This is a genomic window from Arthrobacter sp. Y3221157 (genome assembly GCF_059089865.1).
Genome location: NZ_JBNHFD010000084.1, coordinates 1 through 18,279, shown reverse-complemented (window position 1 = coordinate 18,279; position 18,279 = coordinate 1). Strand labels below are relative to the sequence as shown.

Here is an 18,279-nt window from a genome sequence, read left to right as displayed (position 1 = left end):
CATGCCCCAGTACAGCGACGTGGCGCCGTTGAAGTAGATGTAATCCTGGACGGTGCCGCCGATCACGCAGACCACCTCGTCGCCGTAGCAAACGAAGGAAGTCGGCGACGTCGTGGCTGGTCAGGCGCTCCGCGCGGGAGGCCATAACCTGCACGCCGTGGCTGTGGTGGCGGTCAACCTTGGAGGGAACGAGCTGTTCGCCTTCCTCGGTGAAACCTGCGATCGACGGTGCGCCGATGCGCGCCTTTTCGGTTGTAGCTTCGGCAGTCATTAACCGACGGATCCTTCCATCTGGAGTTCGATGAGGCGGTTCAGCTCGAGGGCGTATTCCATGGGGAGCTCACGGGCGATCGGCTCGATGAAGCCGCGCACGATCATGGCCATGGCCTCGTCCTCGGGCATGCCGCGGGACATGAGGTAGAACAGCTGCTCCTCGCTGACGCGGGAGACCGTTGCCTCGTGTCCCAGCTGCACATCGTCCTCGCGGATGTCGATGTACGGGTAGGTGTCAGAGCGTGAAATGGTGTCCACGAGCAGGGCGTCGCAGCGCACGGTGTTGGCCGAGTGCTTGGCACCTTCACGGACCTGCACCAGGCCGCGATAGGCTGCACGGCCACCGCCGCGGGCCACCGACTTGGAGATGATGGAGCTCTTGGTGTTCGGCGCGATGTGGACCATCTTGGAGCCGGTGTCCTGGTGCTGGCCCTCACCGGCAAACGCGATGGAGAGGGTCTCGCCCTTGGCATGCTCGCCCACAAGGTAGACGGCCGGGTACTTCATGGTGACCTTGGAGCCGATGTTGCCGTCGACCCACTCCATGGTGGCGGCCTCTTCGCAGATGGCACGCTTGGTCACCAGGTTGTACACGTTGTTGGACCAGTTCTGGATGGTGGTGTACCGGACGCGGGCGCCCTTCTTGACGATGATTTCCACCACGGCGGAGTGCAGGGAATCCGAGGTGTAGATCGGTGCCGTGCAGCCTTCGATGTAGTGGACGTAGGAGTCTTCGTCGGCGATGATCAGGGTCCGCTCGAACTGGCCCATGTTCTCAGTGTTGATGCGGAAGTATGCCTGCAGCGGGATGTCGACGTGGACGCCCTTGGGGACGTAGACAAAGGACCCGCCCGACCACACGGCGGTGTTCAGCGAGGCGAACTTGTTGTCGCCCACCGGGATCACGGTGCCGAAGTATTCCTGGAAGATCTCCGGGTGCTCCTTCAGCGCGGTGTCGGTGTCCAGGAAGATGACGCCCTGGGCCTCGAGGTCCTCGCGGATCTGGTGGTAGACAACCTCGGACTCGTACTGCGCGGCAACACCGGAAACGAGGCGGCTGCGCTCGGCTTCCGGGATACCCAGCTTTTCGTACGTGTTCCGGATGTCCTCGGGCAGGTCTTCCCAGGTGGCTGCCTGCTTCTCCGTGGAACGGACAAAGTACTTGATGTTGTCGAAGTCGATGCCCGACAGGTCCGCACCCCAGGTGGGCATGGGCTTGCGGTCGAAGTACTTCAGGCCCTTGAGGCGCAGGTCGAGCATCCAGTCCGGTTCGCTCTTCTTGGCCGAAATGTCGCGGACTACCTCTTCGTCAAGCCCACGGCGTGCATTAGCGCCGACGTCGTTCTTGTCAGCCCAGCCGTACTCGTAGTTGCCGATGCCATGGAGCTCGGGATTCTTTTCCAGAATTTCCGAGATCACAGTGTTTTCGGCTACCGCTTTCTCTGATAGTTGGTCCGTCATCACGGCCTTTCTTGCTGATGGTTGATTTCTGCGTTCAGGCGGGCGGGGGCTGCCGGAGGCCTTGTGGGCTCCTGGACAGACGGCCTGCCTGTAGGAATGTGGGTGGTGCAGACGTGCCCGCCGCGGGACAGTGTGGAGAGCCGGCGCACGTCAACGCCCACCAGCCGCGAAAACACTTCCGTTTCCACGTCGCAGAACACGGGGAAGCGTGCGGCAAGCTGCTGGATCGGGCAGTGGCCCTGGCACAGCTGGACGCTGGACAGCGCGGCCGGCAGGGGTGCCTTGGCCTCGATGGTGGCGGTGGACGAGACGAAGTTGTCGCGGGTCAGGGCATCGGAAAGGGCCCGGGCGCGGTCGCTGATGTCCGGACCGGCCTTTTCGATCTCCGGCGCATACCGCCGTTCCATATCCGAGAATCGCTCGACGGCGAATGCGCGGACGGCGTCGGGCCCGGCAACCTTCTGCAGCTGCTGGAGGGCCAGGGCGGCGATGTCCAGGTAGTCATTGCCGAGGCTGGACTGGCCCTGGGAGCTAAGGACGTACCGCCTGGCGGGCCGGCCCGCGCCGGCACCGGACTTGGCTACCCTCTTGACTTCAATAACGCCGTCGCGGGATAAATGGTCCAGGTGGCGGCGCACCGCCGCCGGGGTGAATCCGAGCAGGTCGCCGAGTTCGGCGGCGCTGACAGGTCCGTGTTCCAGGACCGCCGCGAGGACGCGGTCGCGGGTACGCTCATCGGCATCAGCCACCGGACCGGTAGCCATCCGGCCCCGGTCTGCGGGAGCCTGGGAGGCTCCGTGCCCGGCAAAAGGCACAGCAGTAGCATTGCTCATGGAATACACAACACAATCATGGCGTAATTTAGTCCCCCGCTCCAGTAAGGACAGGCTGACCTCAGCCCGGGCTCCGGCAGGACGGCAGCTAATACTACTTCCCGTAGAATATTGGGGTGCGTTCCCCCCAATCCCCTGTTCTGTCCATCAGCGGGCTCATTAAGGATGTTGGTCCGCTGCCCAGCCTGGACGGAAAGATGCTCCGGGTGGTCAGCGGCGTTTCACTGACCGCCGAATGGGGACAGGTCACCGCACTGCTCGGGGCCAACGGGGCAGGAAAAACCACCACCCTTGAATGCGCCCAGGGCCTGCAGAAACGCACCGGCGGCAGCATCTCGCTGCTCGGGCAGGATCCGGCAACGGCAGGGGCCGGATTGCGGTCCCGCGTTGGTGTCATGCTCCAGGATGGCGGGCTCCCGCCGTCGGCACGCCCTATTCCGCTGCTGCGCCACATTGCCGGACTGTATGCCCGGCCCTGGCCGGTGGATGAGCTGGTCCAGCGCCTGGGGATTGATACTTTCAGCCGCACGACGGTCCGCAGGCTTTCCGGCGGGCAGAAGCAGCGCCTGGCCCTTGCGGCTGCCCTGATCGGCAGGCCGGAAGTCCTCTTCCTCGACGAGCCCAGCGCGGGCCTGGACCCCCAGTCCAGGCAGCTGGTGTTCGACCTCATTGCGGAGCTCCGCGACGCCGGGATGGGAATCATCCTCACCACGCACCTCATGGATGACGCCCAGCGCCTTGCGGACTACGTCTACATCATTGACGGCGGCCGGAACGTTGCCGAGGGAACAGTGCAGGAACTGCTACAGCGCGCCCCGGAGGTAGAGGCAGGTGCCGAACACGTCCGGACACTGTTTTTTGAAGCACCCCCGGGGCTTGACCTTTCCGCGGTCCTGCCGGCCGTCATCGATGTAACCGAGGACCGGGCCGGCAGCTACTGCGTCACGGGTGCATTAACGCCCCACCATCTCGCCGCCCTTGCCGCATGGTGGGAAGCGCATGACATCATGCCGGGTTCGATGAGCCTGCAGGCGCGTAGCCTTGAAGACGTCTTTCTGGATATTTCGGGAAAGGACATCCGATGACCCGGAACCCCGCCGCCGCAGTCCTGACCGGACCTGCCGGCCAGCAGGAGCCTGCCACCCTGCTGCGGCGCGTGCTGCTGCAGGGCAAGTACGAGTCGCTGGCGATGCTGCGGAACGGGGAACAGCTGATCCTTGCCGTTGTGCTGCCGCTGCTTGCCCTGGTCGGCCTGACCGTGACGCCGTTCCTGGACGGAATGGGCGCCAGCCGGATCGATGTGGCCGTTCCAGGCATCCTGGCCCTCTGCGCCATGTCCACAGCCTTCACCGGGCAGGGCATCGCTACCGGTTTCGACCGCCGCTACGGCGTGCTCCGCCTTCTGTCCACCACTCCCCTGGGCCGCGGCGGACTCATTACCGGGAAGGCGCTCTCGGTCCTGGCGGTACTGTGCCTGCAGGTTGCAGTGGTCACTGCCGTGGCGCTGGCGCTGGGCTGGCAGCCGCTGGCGGCGGGCTGGCTTCCCGGGCTGGCGCTGCTGGCACTGGGCGCGGCCGCCTTCACTGCGCTGGGCCTGCTGGTGGCGGGAACCGTCCGGCCGGAGGCCACCCTCGCGATCACCAACCTGCTGTGGATCCTCCTGGGTGCCCTGGGCGGCATTGTTCTGCCCGCCGAAAAGCTCCCGGCAACGGCCCAGTCTCTGGTCGGTTTCCTGCCGTCCGGCGCTTTGGGCGAATCCCTGCGCGAGGCATTCCTTGGCGGCGGCCTGAACGCCGGCGCCGCCCTCATACTGTTGCTCTGGACCCTGGTCGCCGGGGCAGCAGCCATCCGTTGGTTCAAGTGGAATTGAGATAATCGTGAGCACGGCTTCACGCCTACCCCAACTGGCCGGGCGCCTGGTATCAAGGCTGCCCCGCACCGTGGACGCCCGGGTGCGCCGCCTCGCCGTCGCCTCCCTGATCGGCCAGACACTTCTCGTGGTCACAGGCGGGGCGGTCCGGCTGACCTCTTCCGGCCTTGGCTGCCCCACCTGGCCGCGCTGCACGGAAACATCGCTGGTCAACACCCCTGAGATGGGCATCCACGGCTTCATCGAGTTCGGCAACCGGCTCCTCACTTTTGCGCTGGCCGCCGTCGCCGCCCTCATGCTGGTCTATCTGTGGAACCTTCGCAAGGAACGCAGGGACCTCTTCCTCCTCGCCCTCGGCCTGCTCGCCAGCATCCCCGCCCAGGCAGTGATCGGCGGGATCACCGTCCTGACCAACCTCAACCCCTGGGTGGTGGGCCTGCACTTCCTGGTGTCGATGGCCCTGGTGGTGTTTGCCACCCTGCTGGTGAACCGGGCCTTTGGCAGGACCGGCAGGTTCATGGCCTACCGGCACCGCGCCCTGCCGGGAATCATGCGCCCGGTGACGTCCGCCGTCGCGCTTTTTTCCGCCCTTGCCGTGATGCTCGGCGTGGTAGTGACGGGAGCCGGTCCGCACGCCGGCGACGCGGACGCGCCGCGGAACGGCCTTGACTGGGACCTGTTTTCCCACATCCATGCGGTTCCGGCGTACCTCATTACCGCCGGTACGGTCGTGGCCCTGGCGCTGGTGTTCATGCGCGGCATCACCGGCCCGTTCCGGACTGCCGTGCTGGGGCTCCTGGGCGTGACGGTCCTGCAGGCAGTCATCGGCTTCACCCAGTACTACAACGGCATTCCGGTGCTGCTCGTGGCCGCCCACATGCTGGGGGCGGCGCTGCTCATGTCCGCAGCCACGAACGCCTGGGACATCGCCCGCTCCAGCCCGGTGGAGTAGGACTCCACGACAAGTCAGCAAAGTGCGAAGCGCCCCGGTTCCAAGGAACCGGGGCGCTTCGCGTCATGGGCCGCTACTTTCACCCCGGGTCAACGCACCGGCCCGGCGTTCGCCAATTCCGCAGCAGGGGCCGCATCCAGGAACTCAATCCCGGATGCGTTGACCAGCAGCACGCGCGCCGTCGCGATGTCGTAGAACAGGCCCGTTGCCTGCACGGCACCCCTTGCCAGCGCGGGACCGATCACCGGGTGGGTTTCCAGCTTCGCAAGCTGCACCGCCACGTTGACCATCCCCAGCTGGTCCGCTTCGCCGTAACCGGCCTCGGCTGCAGCCAACGCCACCGGGTGGCCCGCCTGCAGCTCCTCGTAGCTTGGCCGCGCATGTTCCAGCCAGGCGTCAAACCCTGCACCGAGGGATGTGGCAGTGCTGCCGCCGGCGTCCGCGATGACGGCCTTCATGGCCCCGCAGTTCGAATGCCCGCAAACCACGATTGATTTCACGCCCAGGCCTCTGACGGCAAAGGACAGGGCGGAATCGATGGAGGCATCCTGCCCGTCGTGGCACACCACGTTCCCGATGTTCCGCAGCGTCAGCAGGTCGCCCGGGCCGCTGCTGGTGATCAGGTTGGGGTTCACGCGGGAATCCACGCAAGCGATGAACAGCGCGTCCGGGTTCTGGCCTTCCGCCAGGTTCTGCACCATGGGCCGGACCTTGTCTGCAAAGCGGCGGTGGTATTTGTTGATCCCCATCAGGAGCGAACGCCGCGGGTCCCGTCCGGCCTCCTGCGCCGGCCCGCCCGCCTGCCACGAGCTCCTGGGCGGCAGCGGGAGTTCGCTGGCTTCCTTCCGCTGGGGGGCGCGGTCCGCAGCATCGCGGAACAGGCTGTTGCCGTGCTCCTCAACATGGACGGTACCCCCGGCGGCTTCGTACTGGCGGCGCCAGGCGAGCACCGCCTCCCGGAACGCATGATCCAGGTAGTCGGCGTTCAGTTCCACCACAACGTCCTTGCGCTCCGGAACCGAATGCAGCACCCGGTTCAGCCGCGGCAGGGAGAAGAAGCTGCAGGACCCGTTGATGGTGATCCGCCACAGGACCGACGGCGGCACGGGCTGGTGCGCCTGGACGGACGCGCGCAGCACGCGCCACAGCACGCTGGCCGCGGCCAGCGCCAGCCCGATGAGGACGCCCTCCAGCAGGTTGAGGAAGACGACGCAGAGCAGCGTGACGGAGTAGATCAGGAAGTCTCCGGTGCGGAGGCTGGTGCGGATATCCGCCACCTTGATCAGCCGGGCACCGATCACCACGAGCAGTCCGGCGAGGACAGCCATCGGTATGAGCTGGATGAGGCCGGCGAAGAGGGCCGAGAAGGTCAGGACCCAGACACCGTGCAGGACCGCCGAGGTCCGCGTGGCGGCACCGGCTTCCACGTTGGTGGCGCTGCGCACGATGACGCCCGTGACGGGAAGTCCGCCCAGGGAGCCGGAGACGATGTTGGCTGCTCCCTGGCCCATCAGTTCCCGGTTCAGGTTGGTGCGTGGTCCTGCCTGCATTTTGTCGACGGCGACGGCGGACAGCAGCGATTCGATGCTGGCGATCAGGGCCATGGAGAGGACGGCGAATGCAGCGGCCCGCCAGTTGCCGTCCGGCAACTGGGGCAGCGCAACGGCGTCGAAAATCGAACCGGAGAAGGAGATGCGCTCAACGGCGGGCGCAAACGCAACGGACAGGGCCGTTCCGGCGGCGACGGCGGCCAGCGGCCCCGGAATCCGCCGCACTGCCGGCGGCAGGTGCTTCCAGACAAGCAGGATGGCCACGACGGCGAGGCCCAGCAGCGCGGCATGGAGTTCGAGGTTGGTGATGGCCGACGGAAGGGCAGTCAGGTTCTCCAAGGCTGAACCAGCCGCCCGGGAGCCGAGCAGGACGTGGATCTGCTGCAGGATGATCGTGATGCCGATGCCGGCGAGCATCGCCTTCACCACCACCGGCGAGACCGCCAGTGCTGCCCTGCCGACGCGGCTGATACCCAGCAGGAGCTGGACGACGCCTGCCGCGGCCGTGATGGCGCAGGTTACCTGCCAGCCGAATTCCTGGACCAGTCCGGCCACGATGACGGTCAGTCCGGCAGCGGGCCCGCTCACCTGGAGGGGCGAGCCGCCCAGGCTGCCGGCCACGATGCCGCCCACGGCGGCTGCGATAAGGCCGGCCATGATCGGGGCGCCGGAAGCCGCGGCAATGCCTAGGCTCAACGGCAGGGCCACAAGGAACACCACCAGCGACGCAGGAAAGTCCGAGCGGAGGTGTTTGAGGAAGTGCGGGGTCCGGGATCTGTTCGTGCTTCCGGATTGGTTGGCTGCCGGGGGACTGGAACTGGGAACGGTGGTGGGGTCGGATTCCTGTGCCATGGATTTCCTTTGCTCGCGGGCCGGATCCATTCCAGAGTAGGCAGACAGTCATGAACAGTGACATAAAACGTGATCGATATGACAATTGCTGTCATGCCGTGTCCGTCCAGCGCCGGCGCATGATGCTTGCCTGATTCTGCCCAAGAATTGCACTTGCACTATCAAGAACCAGGGAAGTCTTGATGCGGCGGGGGCATGCTGATTCCAGCAGCACACCCGACGGGACCAACCGCTCCGCCGGCGCCTTAGGCAACAAGCGATATTCGTGGGGCAGGAAGAGCTATGAAGCAAACAGCAGCGCTGGAAGTAATATCCGTCGTCCGCGGCAGCACCACTGACCGCCCAGCGGCCTGACATGAAACGCATAGCAGAGCGCCAGGCCCTCGGCAGGCCAGCATGCACGGGCACGGACGTCAAAGCGCCGGGCGGGCCCGGTTACCCCACCGGAAGATGGACTCCAAACGTTGCTCCACAGGCATGGAACTCCGGTAACTGCATTCAAGACGGCGAGCAGCTCTGGCCCGACTGCCGCGACTGAAAGCCGGAGCGCCGCGCCCGGTCTTGGCGGAAACTGTATAACCTTCAGCCTGCGGTGGATGGAACGTTCGCCGCGAAGCTGCGCAATGGCGGACAGTCCTGCATTGGAGCCAACCGCATCAACCGGCTGCGACTCGGCAGGCCACTTCTTCGCCCCGACCGGCCGGCTAATCGTGGGCATCAACCAAGGCGTCCCGTCCAACGCTCCTGCGCTCGTCGGCGGCATCACGCAGTCAGGCCTTGGACGCGGAAGCGCCGAAGGTTCGAAGAATTCGAAACAATCCGCTTCTACAACGTGGCTCCACGCCCGACTGACTAACACACGCTCCCGGAACTCGTCAGCCTGACCCGGCGGGGACAGCTGACAACTGGCAGGAGCGACCACTGAGACCGGCGCCAGGGCGCCGGTCTCCCGCATATGTAGTGACGGAGACGCCGCCGGTGTACTATTGTTGACAATCTACGATCTGCGAGAAAGGTCAAGAGAGATGCGACAAAGTCGTCGTTCATCTGCATGCAGAGCCCGCCGGCGCCACCACCGCTTTAAAGTCGGGACCCACCAAAGGTGCAAAGGGGCTTCTTAACCCCGCCAGTGGAGGAGACGAGCGCCTTTCCGGATACTGGGGGGCGTGGGCGTAGTGCTCATCCTGATAGTAGTCACCGCAGCCGGCATAGTGACCAGCTCCAGTGCTGTCCTGCAGGTTCAACGGCGCCCCACAAGCACAGGCAGCAACGAAAAATCCTGCCTGCCGCTGTTGCAGGTCATTGCCGGGATCCTTGCCCTGGGCTCGATCGTTCTCGCTACTCATTTTCAACTGGGTGCGTTGCGATGACTGAAGCCACATCCATTGCGCCCACGGATCCGAGTTCAACGGCTCCAAAACCATCCCCTGCCGGAGCCCCAACCCCTCGAGGGCCTGAGATGGTGTTCCATGATCCCCTCTCCCATTACCTGCCCGGGACGCCTGCAGGTATCTCTCTTCACGGGTCATCCATCCATCACGCACGACCGAGCTGAAAACGTGCAGCTAAGAGAAAAACTGCTAGCCGGGCCGCCGCGATAGAAGCTGTTTCGCGCGACCTGAAACTTCTTGCACTAAGCAAAGGAAGCACCGCGGGCTAGCTCCCGGCCCCGGCTCGCGGCGGGAAGCCGTCCCCGGGGAACCGCGCCGAAAACGCGAACGGGCCGCACCCTCGATGAGGGAGCGGCCCGCACGTCAGGATCGTGTCAGGCGGGTCGGCGCTCAGTCGAAGCCGTGGCAGTAAACCTTGCGAATGGTTTCGGTCACCACCCAGCGGCCCGACCAATCCTTGGGCTGCACGATCACGTCACCACCGGAGATCTCGTAGCTGGTGCCGGTGGCGCCGTCGGTAACGGTTGCGCGGCCGCTCACGATGTAGCACACCTCGGTGTCTTCCCGAGGAGTCACATCCCAGCCTCCGGGCTGGCACTCCCAGACACCCGTCTTGATGGCGGTGTCGAACTTCAGGATCGACGTCTTCGGGTCGCCCGAGTCGTAGCCAGGACGGTGACCATTGGGCTCGAGCTCCCCGACGATTTTGGCCGCAGGCACGTACACGTACGGACGCATAAAGTTCTCCTTTTGTCGCGTTGTCAATTGTTGACAATCGTAATGGATCGCGAAGCCAATGTCTACACATGAAGATTCATCAAAACTCACGGAGGTACCCGCAGGAGTGCGTCATCGACAAGTGACGAGATCGTGAACTGGGGAAGCAATTCTCGGGGAACGCAGCCCTGCACCCTATGGAACGGACTGGAGAGCAGACTGCGTCTCTATTTCTCGGTCGACCATTGAACTTGCAGCGACCTCCATATCATCGCCGTTGAGCACGAGAAGTTGGCTGCGTTCGCTTTGGAAGGTGACATCGACGGTTTCCGCCAGGAGATGCCAATCAGTTCCACAATGCGCTTCGCGCCGAAGATGCAGACCAGACGCAGGTTTAGTCCCGCTGCGACGGGGGAAAGCGGGTCCGTGCCGACAGGCGCCGGACTTAGCCTCCCATAACGGCCGGACCGATGAACGGGTCAACAGCCAGCGCAATGAACAGCAGGGTCAGATAGCTGATGGAACCGTGGAAGACCTTCATGGCACGCTTGCCGGAGATCTCTTCACGCTGGGCCTGGTTGTACAGGGAATGTGATTCGTACAGGAACCATGCACCGGCGAGGACCGCGGTTGCCGTGTAGACCCATCCCGCACCGCCGGCCGGAACCAGGAGGAGCGAGCAGGCCACCATGGCCCAGGCGTAGAGGACCACCTGGACAGAGACCACCTTGGCGCCAGCGATGGCTCCCAGCATGGGCACCTTTGCGTTGCGGTAGTCCTCGCCGTACCGCATGGACAGCGGCCAGTAGTGCGGCGGCGTCCAGAGGAAGATCACCATGAAGAGGATGATGGCGGGCCATTCCACGGTATTGGTTACGGCCGCCCAGGCAATCAGCACGGGAAAGCAGCCTGCGGCGCCGCCCCAGACAATGTTCTGTGCGGTGCGGCGCTTGAGGATGATCGTGTAGATCACCACGTAGAAGAAGATGGCGCCCAGGCCCAGCCAGGCGGACAACGGGTTGGCCCCGAACCATAGGATGGCGATGGCCGCTGCCCCCAGGACCCACGAGAACACGAGTGCCTCGCGCGGGGTGACCTCGCCGGTCACGAGCGGACGGTTTTCGGTGCGGTGCATCAGTTTGTCGATGTCGCGGTCGATGTAGCAGTTGAAGGCACCGGCACTGCCTGCCGCGAAGGCACCGCCCACCAGAGTGGCCAGAATCAGTCCGATGGAGGGGAAGCCGCGCTCCGCGTAGATCATGGTGGGCAGCGTGCTGACCAGCAGCAGTTCGATAACGCGGGGTTTGGTGAGGGCGAGATACGCCTTGGCCTTACGGGCAAACCCGGCACCTGACGACCGGGATGCGTTCAGCGGCGTATCTGTTGTGCTCACGGTGGCAGTCACCCGTTCTGTGTGGCAGTTGTGTCTGGCGGTGCAGCTACGGACGGCTGGAAAGGTCCGCTGCCCGGCATTGGCCTCCGAATATCATACCGTGCCGCCACCCTCCCACCTGCCCGCTGATATGCGCACTTGATCGCTCGGGTGCCAATTCGAGCAAATTAACTCAGGCTCACTTCAGGCTGATTCATATAAGGGGAAATTGCGTCCAAATCCTGAGATTTGCGCTGCCCGGACTTTGGAATGGAGCTAAGCTGTCACCAGATCAGCACGCAGCAGGGAAGCGGTGGAAAACGCATTCCCAGATTGCAAGTGGCTGAGTGAGAGATCAACGTTTCGATGGTGAACGGCTGGTACACACCGCAGCGGGCGCCACACAGCGTGCCTTTACTCGGACCCGGTGTGCCGCCTGCCATCAGCACAGAGAGGGGCCCGGTTTTCGTGCCACATTTGGAAGAGCAAGAACTGTCTTGGACCGACCTGGACCAGCGCGCCGTGGACACCGTCCGCGTGCTGGCCGCCGATGCCGTGGAGAAGGTTGGCAATGGCCACCCCGGCACTGCGATGAGCCTGGCTCCGGCCGCTTACCTGCTGTTCCAGAAGCTGATGCGCCACGATCCGCGGGATCCGGACTGGATCGGCCGTGACCGCTTCATCCTCTCCCCCGGCCACACGTCGCTGACGATCTACATCCAGCTGTTCCTCTCCGGCTACGGCCTGGAGCTGAAGGATCTGCAGGCGCTGCGGACCTGGGGGTCGCTGACCCCCGGCCACCCGGAGTACAAGCACACCGCCGGCGTGGAAATCACTACCGGCCCGCTGGGCCAGGGCCTGGCCTCCTCGGTCGGCTTTGCCTACTCGCAGCGCCGCCAGCGCGGCCTGTTCGACGCCGACGCCGCCCCGGGCACCAGCCCGTTCGACCACACCATCTGGGTTATCGCGTCCGACGGCGACCTGCAGGAAGGCGTCACGGCCGAGGCTTCCTCGCTGGCCGGCCACCAGGAACTGGGCAACCTCGTTGTCATCTACGACGAGAACCACATCTCCATCGAGGACGACACCGACATCGCCTTCACCGAGGACGTCCTGAAGCGGTACGAGGCCTACGGCTGGCACGTCCAGCGCGTTGACTGGACCAAGACCGGCGAGTACAAGGAAGACGTCCAGGAGCTCTACTCCGCGCTGCTTGCTGCGAAGGCCGAGACCTCCAAGCCGTCCATCGTGTCGCTGCGCACCATCATCGGCTACCCCGCCCCGAAGAAGCAGAACACCGGCAAAATCCACGGTTCGGCCCTGGGTGCCGAGGAAGTCGCTGCGCTGAAGACGGTGCTGGGCTTCGATCCCGCCAAGTCCTTCGAGGTTGACGAGGAAGTCCTGGCCCACGCCCGCTCGGTGGTGGACCGCGGCGCCGCAGCCCGCAAGGAATGGGAGGAGTCCTTCAACGCCTGGCAGGCCGCCAACGCCGAAGCCGCCGCGCTGCTGCAGCGGATTGAGGCCAAGGAACTTCCGGCCGGTGTGGACGAGGCCCTGCCGGTCTTCCCGGCCGGCAAGGACGTTTCCACCCGCGCCGCGTCCGGCAAGGTCCTGAACGCCCTCGGCCCGGTTCTTCCCGAACTCTGGGGCGGCTCCGCCGACCTCGCCGAGTCCAACAACACCACCATCGAAGGTTCGCCCTCGTTCGTCCCGGCGTCCAAGCAGACTGACGCCTGGTCCGGCAACCCGTACGGCCGGGTCCTGCACTTCGGCATCCGCGAGCACGCCGCCGCCTCGATCGTGAACGGCATCAGCCTGCACGGCCGCACCCGTGCGTTCTCCGGCACGTTCCTGATCTTCAGCGACTACCAGCGTCCGGCGATCCGCCTCGGCGCGCTGATGGGAGTCCCGTCCCTGTATGTGTGGACCCACGACTCCATCGGCCTGGGCGAGGACGGGCCCACCCACCAGCCGGTAGAACAGCTCGCCTCCCTGCGCGCCATCGTGGGCCTGGACGTCGTCCGCCCCGGTGACGCCAACGAAGTGGCAGTTGCCTGGAAGACCATGCTGGAAAACCACGACAACCCGGCCGGCATAGTCCTGACCCGCCAGAACATCCCCACCTGGGAACGCGGCGAGGGTGTAGCCTCCGGTGACACCTTCGGCTCCACCGCCGGTGTTGCCAAGGGCGGTTACGTCCTGGCCGAAGCGTCCAAGGACGGTGCCACCGTCCCGGCCGACGTCATCCTGATCGCCACCGGCTCCGAGGTCCAGCTCGCCGTCAAGGCCCGCGAAACCCTGCAGGCCGAAGGCATTGCCGCCCGCGTCGTGTCCATGCCGTGCGTTGAATGGTTCAACAAGCAGGACGCCGCCTACCGCGAATCCGTTCTGCCTGCCGCCGTCAAGGCCCGCGTGTCCGTCGAAGCAGGACTTGCCCTGGGCTGGAAGGAATTCGTCGGCGACGCCGGCCGTTCCATCAGCCTCGAGCACTACGGCGCTTCCGCCGACTACAAGCGCCTCTTCCAGGAGTTCGGCATCACCGCGGAGGCAGTCGCCGCCGCCGCCAAGGACTCCCTCGCCGGCCTCCAGGCCTAAACCCAGAACACTTGAGGAGATAAACCATCATGACTACTCCCACCCAGCAGCTCTCCGACGCCGGAGTTTCCATCTGGCTTGACGACCTGTCCCGCGGACGCCTGGAAACGGGCACCCTGGCCAAGCTCATCGAAGAGAAGAACGTGGTTGGCGTGACCACCAACCCGTCCATCTTCCACGCCGCCATCACCGCCGGCACCGACTACGACGCGACCATCGCCAAGCAGGCCGCCGCCGGTGCCAGCATCGAAGACACCATCTTCGAAATCACCACCACCGACGTCGCCGACGCCTGCGACCTCTTCGCCCCGGTGGCAGCAGTCACCAACGGCGTGGACGGCCGCGTCTCCATCGAGGTGGACCCCCGCCTGGCCTGGGACACCGCCGGTACCATCGCCGAGGCTAAGCACCTGTTCAAGAAGGTCAACAAGGACAACGTCCTGATCAAGATCCCCGCCACCCTGGAAGGCCTTGAGGCGATCACCGCCACCCTGGCCGAGGGCATCAGCGTCAACGTGACCCTGATCTTCTCCCTGGAGCGCTACCGCGCCGTCATCAACGCCTTCCAGTCAGGCCTGGAACAGGCCAAGGAAAACGGCCACGACCTCTCCAAGATCCACTCCGTGGCCTCCTTCTTCGTCTCCCGCGTGGACACAGAGATCGACAAGCGCCTGACTGCCATCGGCACCGATGAAGCCCTCGCCCTCAAGGGCAAGGCCGGCGTCGCCAACGCCCGCCTGGCCTACCAGGTCTACGAAGAGCTCTTCGCCACCGAACGCTGGAACCTGCTGGCCCAGTCCGGCGCCCGCCCGCAGCGGCCGCTCTGGGCCTCCACCGGCGTGAAGGACCCGGCCTACCCGGACACCCTCTACGTCACCGAGCTCGTCGCCCCGGGCGTGGTGAACACCATGCCCGAGAAGACCCTGGATGCCACCTTCGACCACGGCGTGGTCACCGGGAACACCATCAGCGGCACCTACGCCGAGGCCAATGCCACCCTCGACGCCCTGGAGAACCTCGGCGTCTCCTACAACGACGTCGTCGCGATCCTGGAATCCGAAGGCCTGGACAAGTTCGTGGCCAGCTGGAAGGAACTCCTGGCCGACGTCGAAGGTGCCCTCGCCTCCGCACGGAAGGCTTCCTAGTCCCAGATGAGCACTCTCAGCTACGACGCCACCGGCGCAGCACAGCAGGCACTCGAGCAGCACATTCCCACCCTGGTGGCGGATCGGATTGCCACCCGGATCTTCGCCAAGGACCACACCCTGTGGGGTACGGACGCCGAGTCCGAGTCGGCAATCCGGCTTGGCTGGGTGGAAGCAGCCACCGTCTCCCAGCCCCTGGTGCAGGACATCCTGGAACTCCGTGACGCCCTTCGGGCCGAGGGTGTGACCCGCATCGTGCTTTGCGGCATGGGCGGATCCTCGCTGGCACCCGAGGTCATTGCCGGTACCGCCGGCGTCGAGCTGACAGTGCTGGACAGCACGGACCCGGACCAGGTCCGTGCTGCCCTGGCGGACCGGCTGGCCGAGACTGCGATTGTGGTCTCGTCCAAGTCGGGCTCCACCGTGGAAACGGATTCCCAGCGCCGCGTGTTCGAGAAGGCGTTCAACGACGCCGGCATCGACGCCGCAAGCCGGATCATCATTGTCACCGATCCGGGTTCCCCGCTGGACAAAGCTTCCCGTGAGGCCGGCTACCGTGCGGTGTTCAACGCCGACCCCAACGTGGGCGGCCGTTTCTCGGCGCTGACCGCCTTCGGCCTCGTGCCGTCGGGCCTGGCCGGCGTGGACATCCAGGCCTTCCTGGATGAAGCCGAAGAAGCTGCGGAAATCCTCAATGAGGACGCACCGGAGAACATCGGCCTGGCCCTCGGTGCTGCGCTGGGCGGCACCACGCCGCTGCGCAACAAGATCGTGATTGCCGAGGACGGATCCGGCATTGTCGGTTTTGCCGACTGGGCCGAGCAGCTCATCGCGGAATCGACGGGCAAGCTGGGCACGGGTGTCCTGCCGGTTGTTGCAGGCCCCGCCTCCCCCGAGGTCAGCTACGGCGCCCCGGACGTGCTGGTGGTGCGCCTTGTGAACGCAGACGCCGACGTCGAACTCGGCGAAAACCAGGTAGCCATCGCCGGCGGCCTGGCAACGCAGATGATGGTGTGGGAGTTCGCAACGGCCGTCGCCGGCCGCCTGCTGGGCATCAACCCGTTCGACCAGCCGGACGTGGAGGCAGCCAAGGTCGCTGCCCGCGGCCTGCTGGACGCACAGCCCGAACCCACGGCTGCGGCGTTTGTCGACGGCGCCATCGAGGTCCGCGGCGGCGACTGGCTCGGTGACGCAGCCACCGTCGAAGGTGCCGTGAAGGCCCTGCTGGGCACGCTGTCCCCGGACAGCTACCTCAGCGTCCAGGCTTACTTCGACCGCCTGGCCTTCGCGGAACTGGAAGGCATCCGCGACGAGCTCGCGGCCGCCACCGGCCGGCCCGTGACCTTCGGCTGGGGTCCGCGCTTCCTGCACTCCACCGGGCAGTTCCACAAGGGCGGTCCCGCCATCGGTGTGTTCCTCCAGGTGACGGCATCGGCCGCGGAAGACCTGGCCATCCCGGACCGGCCCTTCACGTTCGGTGAGCTGATTTCCGCGCAGGCTGCGGGCGATGCCCAGGTCCTGGAAGGACACGGCCGCCCCGTCCTCCGCCTGCACCTGACCAACCGTGCCGCCGGCGTGGCGCAGCTGCAAGACATCATCGCAGCGCTCTCCGCCCGCGCATCCGCAACCGAAAGCTAAAGGCGCACAAGCACTATGCCAGAAACTGAATACGGCAGGAAGGCCGCGGGCCGGGGGCGGAATCCGCTCCGGGATCCGCGGGACCGCCGTTTGAACCGGATTGCGGGTCCGTCGTCGTTGGTGCTCTTTGGGGTGACGGGCGATTTGGCGCGGAAGAAGTTGATGCCGGCGGTGTATGACCTGGCGAACCGGGGGTTGTTGCCGCCGAGTTTCGCGCTGGTGGGCTTCGGGCGCCGGGAGTGGAGTGATGAGGATTTCGCCGCTCAGGTGAAGTCCTCGGTGCAGTCGTATGCGCGGACGCCGTTTGATGAGGCGGTGTGGAACCAGCTCGCCGAGGGCATCCGGTTCGTGCAGGGCGAGTTCGACGACGACGGAGCGTTCCAGCGGCTCGGTGACACGGTCAAGGAACTCGATGAGGTCCGCGGCACCCGCGGGAACCACGCGTTCTACCTGTCGATCCCGCCGAAGGCGTTTGAGCAGGTATGCCGGCAGTTGTCCAAGCACGGGCTCGCGCAGGCCGACGGGGACAAGTGGCGCCGCGTGGTGATCGAGAAGCCGTTCGGGCACGACCTTGAGTCTGCCCGGAAGCTCAATGACATTGTGGAGTCCGTGTTCCCGCCGGACGCGGTGTTCCGGATCGACCACTACCTGGGTAAGGAAACGGTCCAGAACATCCTGGCGCTGCGGTTCGCGAACCAGCTGTTTGAGCCGTTGTGGAACGCGAACTATGTGGACCATGTCCAGATCACGATGGCGGAGGACATCGGCACCGGCGGCCGGGCGGGGTATTACGACGGCGTGGGCGCGGCCCGCGACGTGATCCAGAACCACTTGCTGCAGCTGCTGGCCCTGACCGCGATGGAGGAGCCCATCTCCTTCAACGCCGATGACCTGCGCGCGGAGAAGGAAAAAGTCCTCGCTGCGGTCAAGCTCCCCGAAGACCTGTCCACGCACTCGGCGCGGGGGCAGTTCACCGGCGGCTGGCAGGGCGGTGAGCAGGTCCAGGGCTACCTGGAGGAAGAAGGCATCCCCGCGGACTCGACCACGGAAACCTACGCGGCGATCCGGGTGGACATCCACACCCGCCGCTGGGCCGGGGTGCCGTTTTACCTGCGTGCCGGGAAGCGCCTGGGGCGGCGGGTGACGGAGATCGCGGTGGTGTTCAAACGCGCCCCCAACCTGTTGTTCCGGGACCACACGGATGATGACTTCGGGCAGAACGCCGTGGTGATCCGGGTCCAGCCCGACGAGGGCGCCACGATCCGGTTCGGGTCCAAGGTCCCCGGCACCCAGATGGAGGTCCGGGACGTGACCATGGACTTCGGGTACGGGCATTCGTTCACCGAGTCCTCCCCCGAGGCTTATGAGCGGCTGATCCTGGATGTGCTGCTCGGTGAGCCGCCGTTGTTCCCGCGGCACGAGGAAGTGGAGCTGTCCTGGAAGATCCTTGACCCGTTCGAGGACTACTGGGCGTCCTTGAAAGAGCAGCCCGAGCCCTACGCCCCCGGCAGCTGGGGCCCCGCCTCGGCGGATGAGTTGCTGGCCCGTGACGGACGAACCTGGAGAAGGCCATGATCGTAGACCTGCCCGATACCACCACCTCGAACGTCTCCAAGAAGATCATGGCCCT

The 18,279-nt window shown here is 65.4% G+C and carries 13 protein-coding genes and 1 pseudogene; 8 read left to right on the top strand and 6 right to left on the bottom strand.

Annotated features, from left to right (window positions below; genetic code table 11):
* The 3 genes and pseudogenes from AC5RTT_RS16735 to AC5RTT_RS16725 all read right to left on the bottom strand — a co-directional run.
* Positions 1-271, bottom strand: a pseudogene (locus tag AC5RTT_RS16735) (Fe-S cluster assembly protein SufD); the annotation flags it as partial.
* Positions 271-1,734 carry a Fe-S cluster assembly protein SufB gene (gene sufB, locus AC5RTT_RS16730; RefSeq protein WP_494009090.1) on the bottom strand — a complete coding sequence of 488 codons (1,464 nt, stop codon included), beginning with the start codon at positions 1,732-1,734 and terminating at the stop codon, positions 271-273. The pseudogene AC5RTT_RS16735 and the gene sufB, both read right to left, overlap by 1 nt.
* A complete protein-coding gene (locus tag AC5RTT_RS16725) occupies positions 1,734-2,567 on the bottom strand; it encodes a helix-turn-helix transcriptional regulator (protein ID WP_494146131.1) in 834 nt (277 codons plus the stop codon). The genes sufB and AC5RTT_RS16725 overlap by 1 nt, the downstream gene beginning before the upstream one ends.
* Before the next feature lie 116 nt (positions 2,568-2,683).
* Between AC5RTT_RS16725 and AC5RTT_RS16720 the strand changes: the two genes are divergently transcribed.
* From AC5RTT_RS16720 to AC5RTT_RS16710, 3 genes are read left to right on the top strand one after another with little or no spacing between them, the layout of a single operon-like run.
* Entirely contained in the window at positions 2,684-3,652 is a 969-nt protein-coding gene (locus tag AC5RTT_RS16720) for an ABC transporter ATP-binding protein (RefSeq protein ID WP_494146130.1), read from the top strand.
* Entirely contained in the window at positions 3,649-4,437 is a 789-nt protein-coding gene (locus tag AC5RTT_RS16715) for an ABC transporter permease (protein WP_494146129.1), read from the top strand. Before AC5RTT_RS16720 ends, AC5RTT_RS16715 begins: the two co-directional genes overlap by 4 nt.
* Before the next feature lie 7 nt (positions 4,438-4,444).
* Positions 4,445-5,389 carry a COX15/CtaA family protein gene (locus AC5RTT_RS16710; RefSeq protein ID WP_494124540.1) on the top strand — a complete coding sequence of 315 codons (945 nt, stop codon included), beginning with the start codon at positions 4,445-4,447 and terminating at the stop codon, positions 5,387-5,389.
* Between the two features lie 89 nt (positions 5,390-5,478).
* Here AC5RTT_RS16710 and AC5RTT_RS16705 read toward each other — a convergent pair whose 3' ends face one another.
* Positions 5,479-7,791: a SulP family inorganic anion transporter gene (locus tag AC5RTT_RS16705; protein ID WP_494052277.1), complete on the bottom strand. Its 2,313-nt coding sequence runs from the start codon at positions 7,789-7,791 to the stop codon at positions 5,479-5,481.
* 1,166 nt (positions 7,792-8,957) lie between these two features.
* On the opposite strand from AC5RTT_RS16705, the gene AC5RTT_RS16700 reads away from it, so the two are divergent.
* Positions 8,958-9,161: a hypothetical protein gene (locus AC5RTT_RS16700; protein ID WP_494146128.1), complete on the top strand. Its 204-nt coding sequence runs from the start codon at positions 8,958-8,960 to the stop codon at positions 9,159-9,161.
* A gap of 411 nt (positions 9,162-9,572) precedes the next feature.
* On the opposite strand, the gene AC5RTT_RS16695 is transcribed toward AC5RTT_RS16700, so the two are convergent.
* Entirely contained in the window at positions 9,573-9,920 is a 348-nt protein-coding gene (locus AC5RTT_RS16695) for a cupin domain-containing protein (protein ID WP_494052276.1), read from the bottom strand.
* A 424-nt stretch (positions 9,921-10,344) separates the two neighbouring features.
* Positions 10,345-11,304 (bottom strand): heme o synthase, encoded by a 960-nt coding sequence (locus tag AC5RTT_RS16690; protein WP_494009083.1) that lies wholly within the window; start codon positions 11,302-11,304, stop codon positions 10,345-10,347.
* Between the two features lie 444 nt (positions 11,305-11,748).
* On the opposite strand from AC5RTT_RS16690, the gene tkt reads away from it, so the two are divergent.
* The 4 genes from tkt to zwf are packed head-to-tail and all read left to right on the top strand — an operon-like array spanning position 11,749 to position 18,224.
* Positions 11,749-13,866 carry a transketolase gene (gene tkt, locus AC5RTT_RS16685; protein WP_494052356.1) on the top strand — a complete coding sequence of 706 codons (2,118 nt, stop codon included), beginning with the start codon at positions 11,749-11,751 and terminating at the stop codon, positions 13,864-13,866.
* 29 nt (positions 13,867-13,895) lie between these two features.
* Positions 13,896-15,011 carry a transaldolase gene (tal, locus tag AC5RTT_RS16680; RefSeq protein WP_494146127.1) on the top strand — a complete coding sequence of 372 codons (1,116 nt, stop codon included), beginning with the start codon at positions 13,896-13,898 and terminating at the stop codon, positions 15,009-15,011.
* Between the two features lie 6 nt (positions 15,012-15,017).
* Positions 15,018-16,649 (top strand): phosphoglucose isomerase-related protein, encoded by a 1,632-nt coding sequence (locus tag AC5RTT_RS16675; protein WP_494052273.1) that lies wholly within the window; start codon positions 15,018-15,020, stop codon positions 16,647-16,649.
* 15 nt (positions 16,650-16,664) lie between these two features.
* Positions 16,665-18,224: a glucose-6-phosphate dehydrogenase gene (zwf, locus tag AC5RTT_RS16670; protein ID WP_494052272.1), complete on the top strand. Its 1,560-nt coding sequence runs from the start codon at positions 16,665-16,667 to the stop codon at positions 18,222-18,224.
* The last annotated feature ends 55 nt before the right edge of the window (positions 18,225-18,279 follow it).

Bases quoted from the DNA above. Each gene is read 5' to 3' on its own strand.
- sufB (WP_494009090.1), bottom strand. From the start codon at position 1,734: ATGACGGACCAACTATCAGAGAAAGCGGTAGCCGAAAACACTGTGATC.
- AC5RTT_RS16725 (WP_494146131.1), bottom strand. From the start codon at position 2,567: ATGAGCAATGCTACTGCTGTGCCTTTTGCCGGGCACGGAGCCTCCCAG.
- AC5RTT_RS16715 (WP_494146129.1), top strand. From the start codon at position 3,649: ATGACCCGGAACCCCGCCGCCGCAGTCCTGACCGGACCTGCCGGCCAG.
- AC5RTT_RS16705 (WP_494052277.1), bottom strand. From the start codon at position 7,791: ATGGCACAGGAATCCGACCCCACCACCGTTCCCAGTTCCAGTCCCCCG.
- AC5RTT_RS16695 (WP_494052276.1), bottom strand. From the start codon at position 9,920: ATGCGTCCGTACGTGTACGTGCCTGCGGCCAAAATCGTCGGGGAGCTC.
- tal (WP_494146127.1), top strand. From the start codon at position 13,896: ATGACTACTCCCACCCAGCAGCTCTCCGACGCCGGAGTTTCCATCTGG.
- AC5RTT_RS16675 (WP_494052273.1), top strand. From the start codon at position 15,018: ATGAGCACTCTCAGCTACGACGCCACCGGCGCAGCACAGCAGGCACTC.
- zwf (WP_494052272.1), top strand. From the start codon at position 16,665: ATGCCAGAAACTGAATACGGCAGGAAGGCCGCGGGCCGGGGGCGGAAT.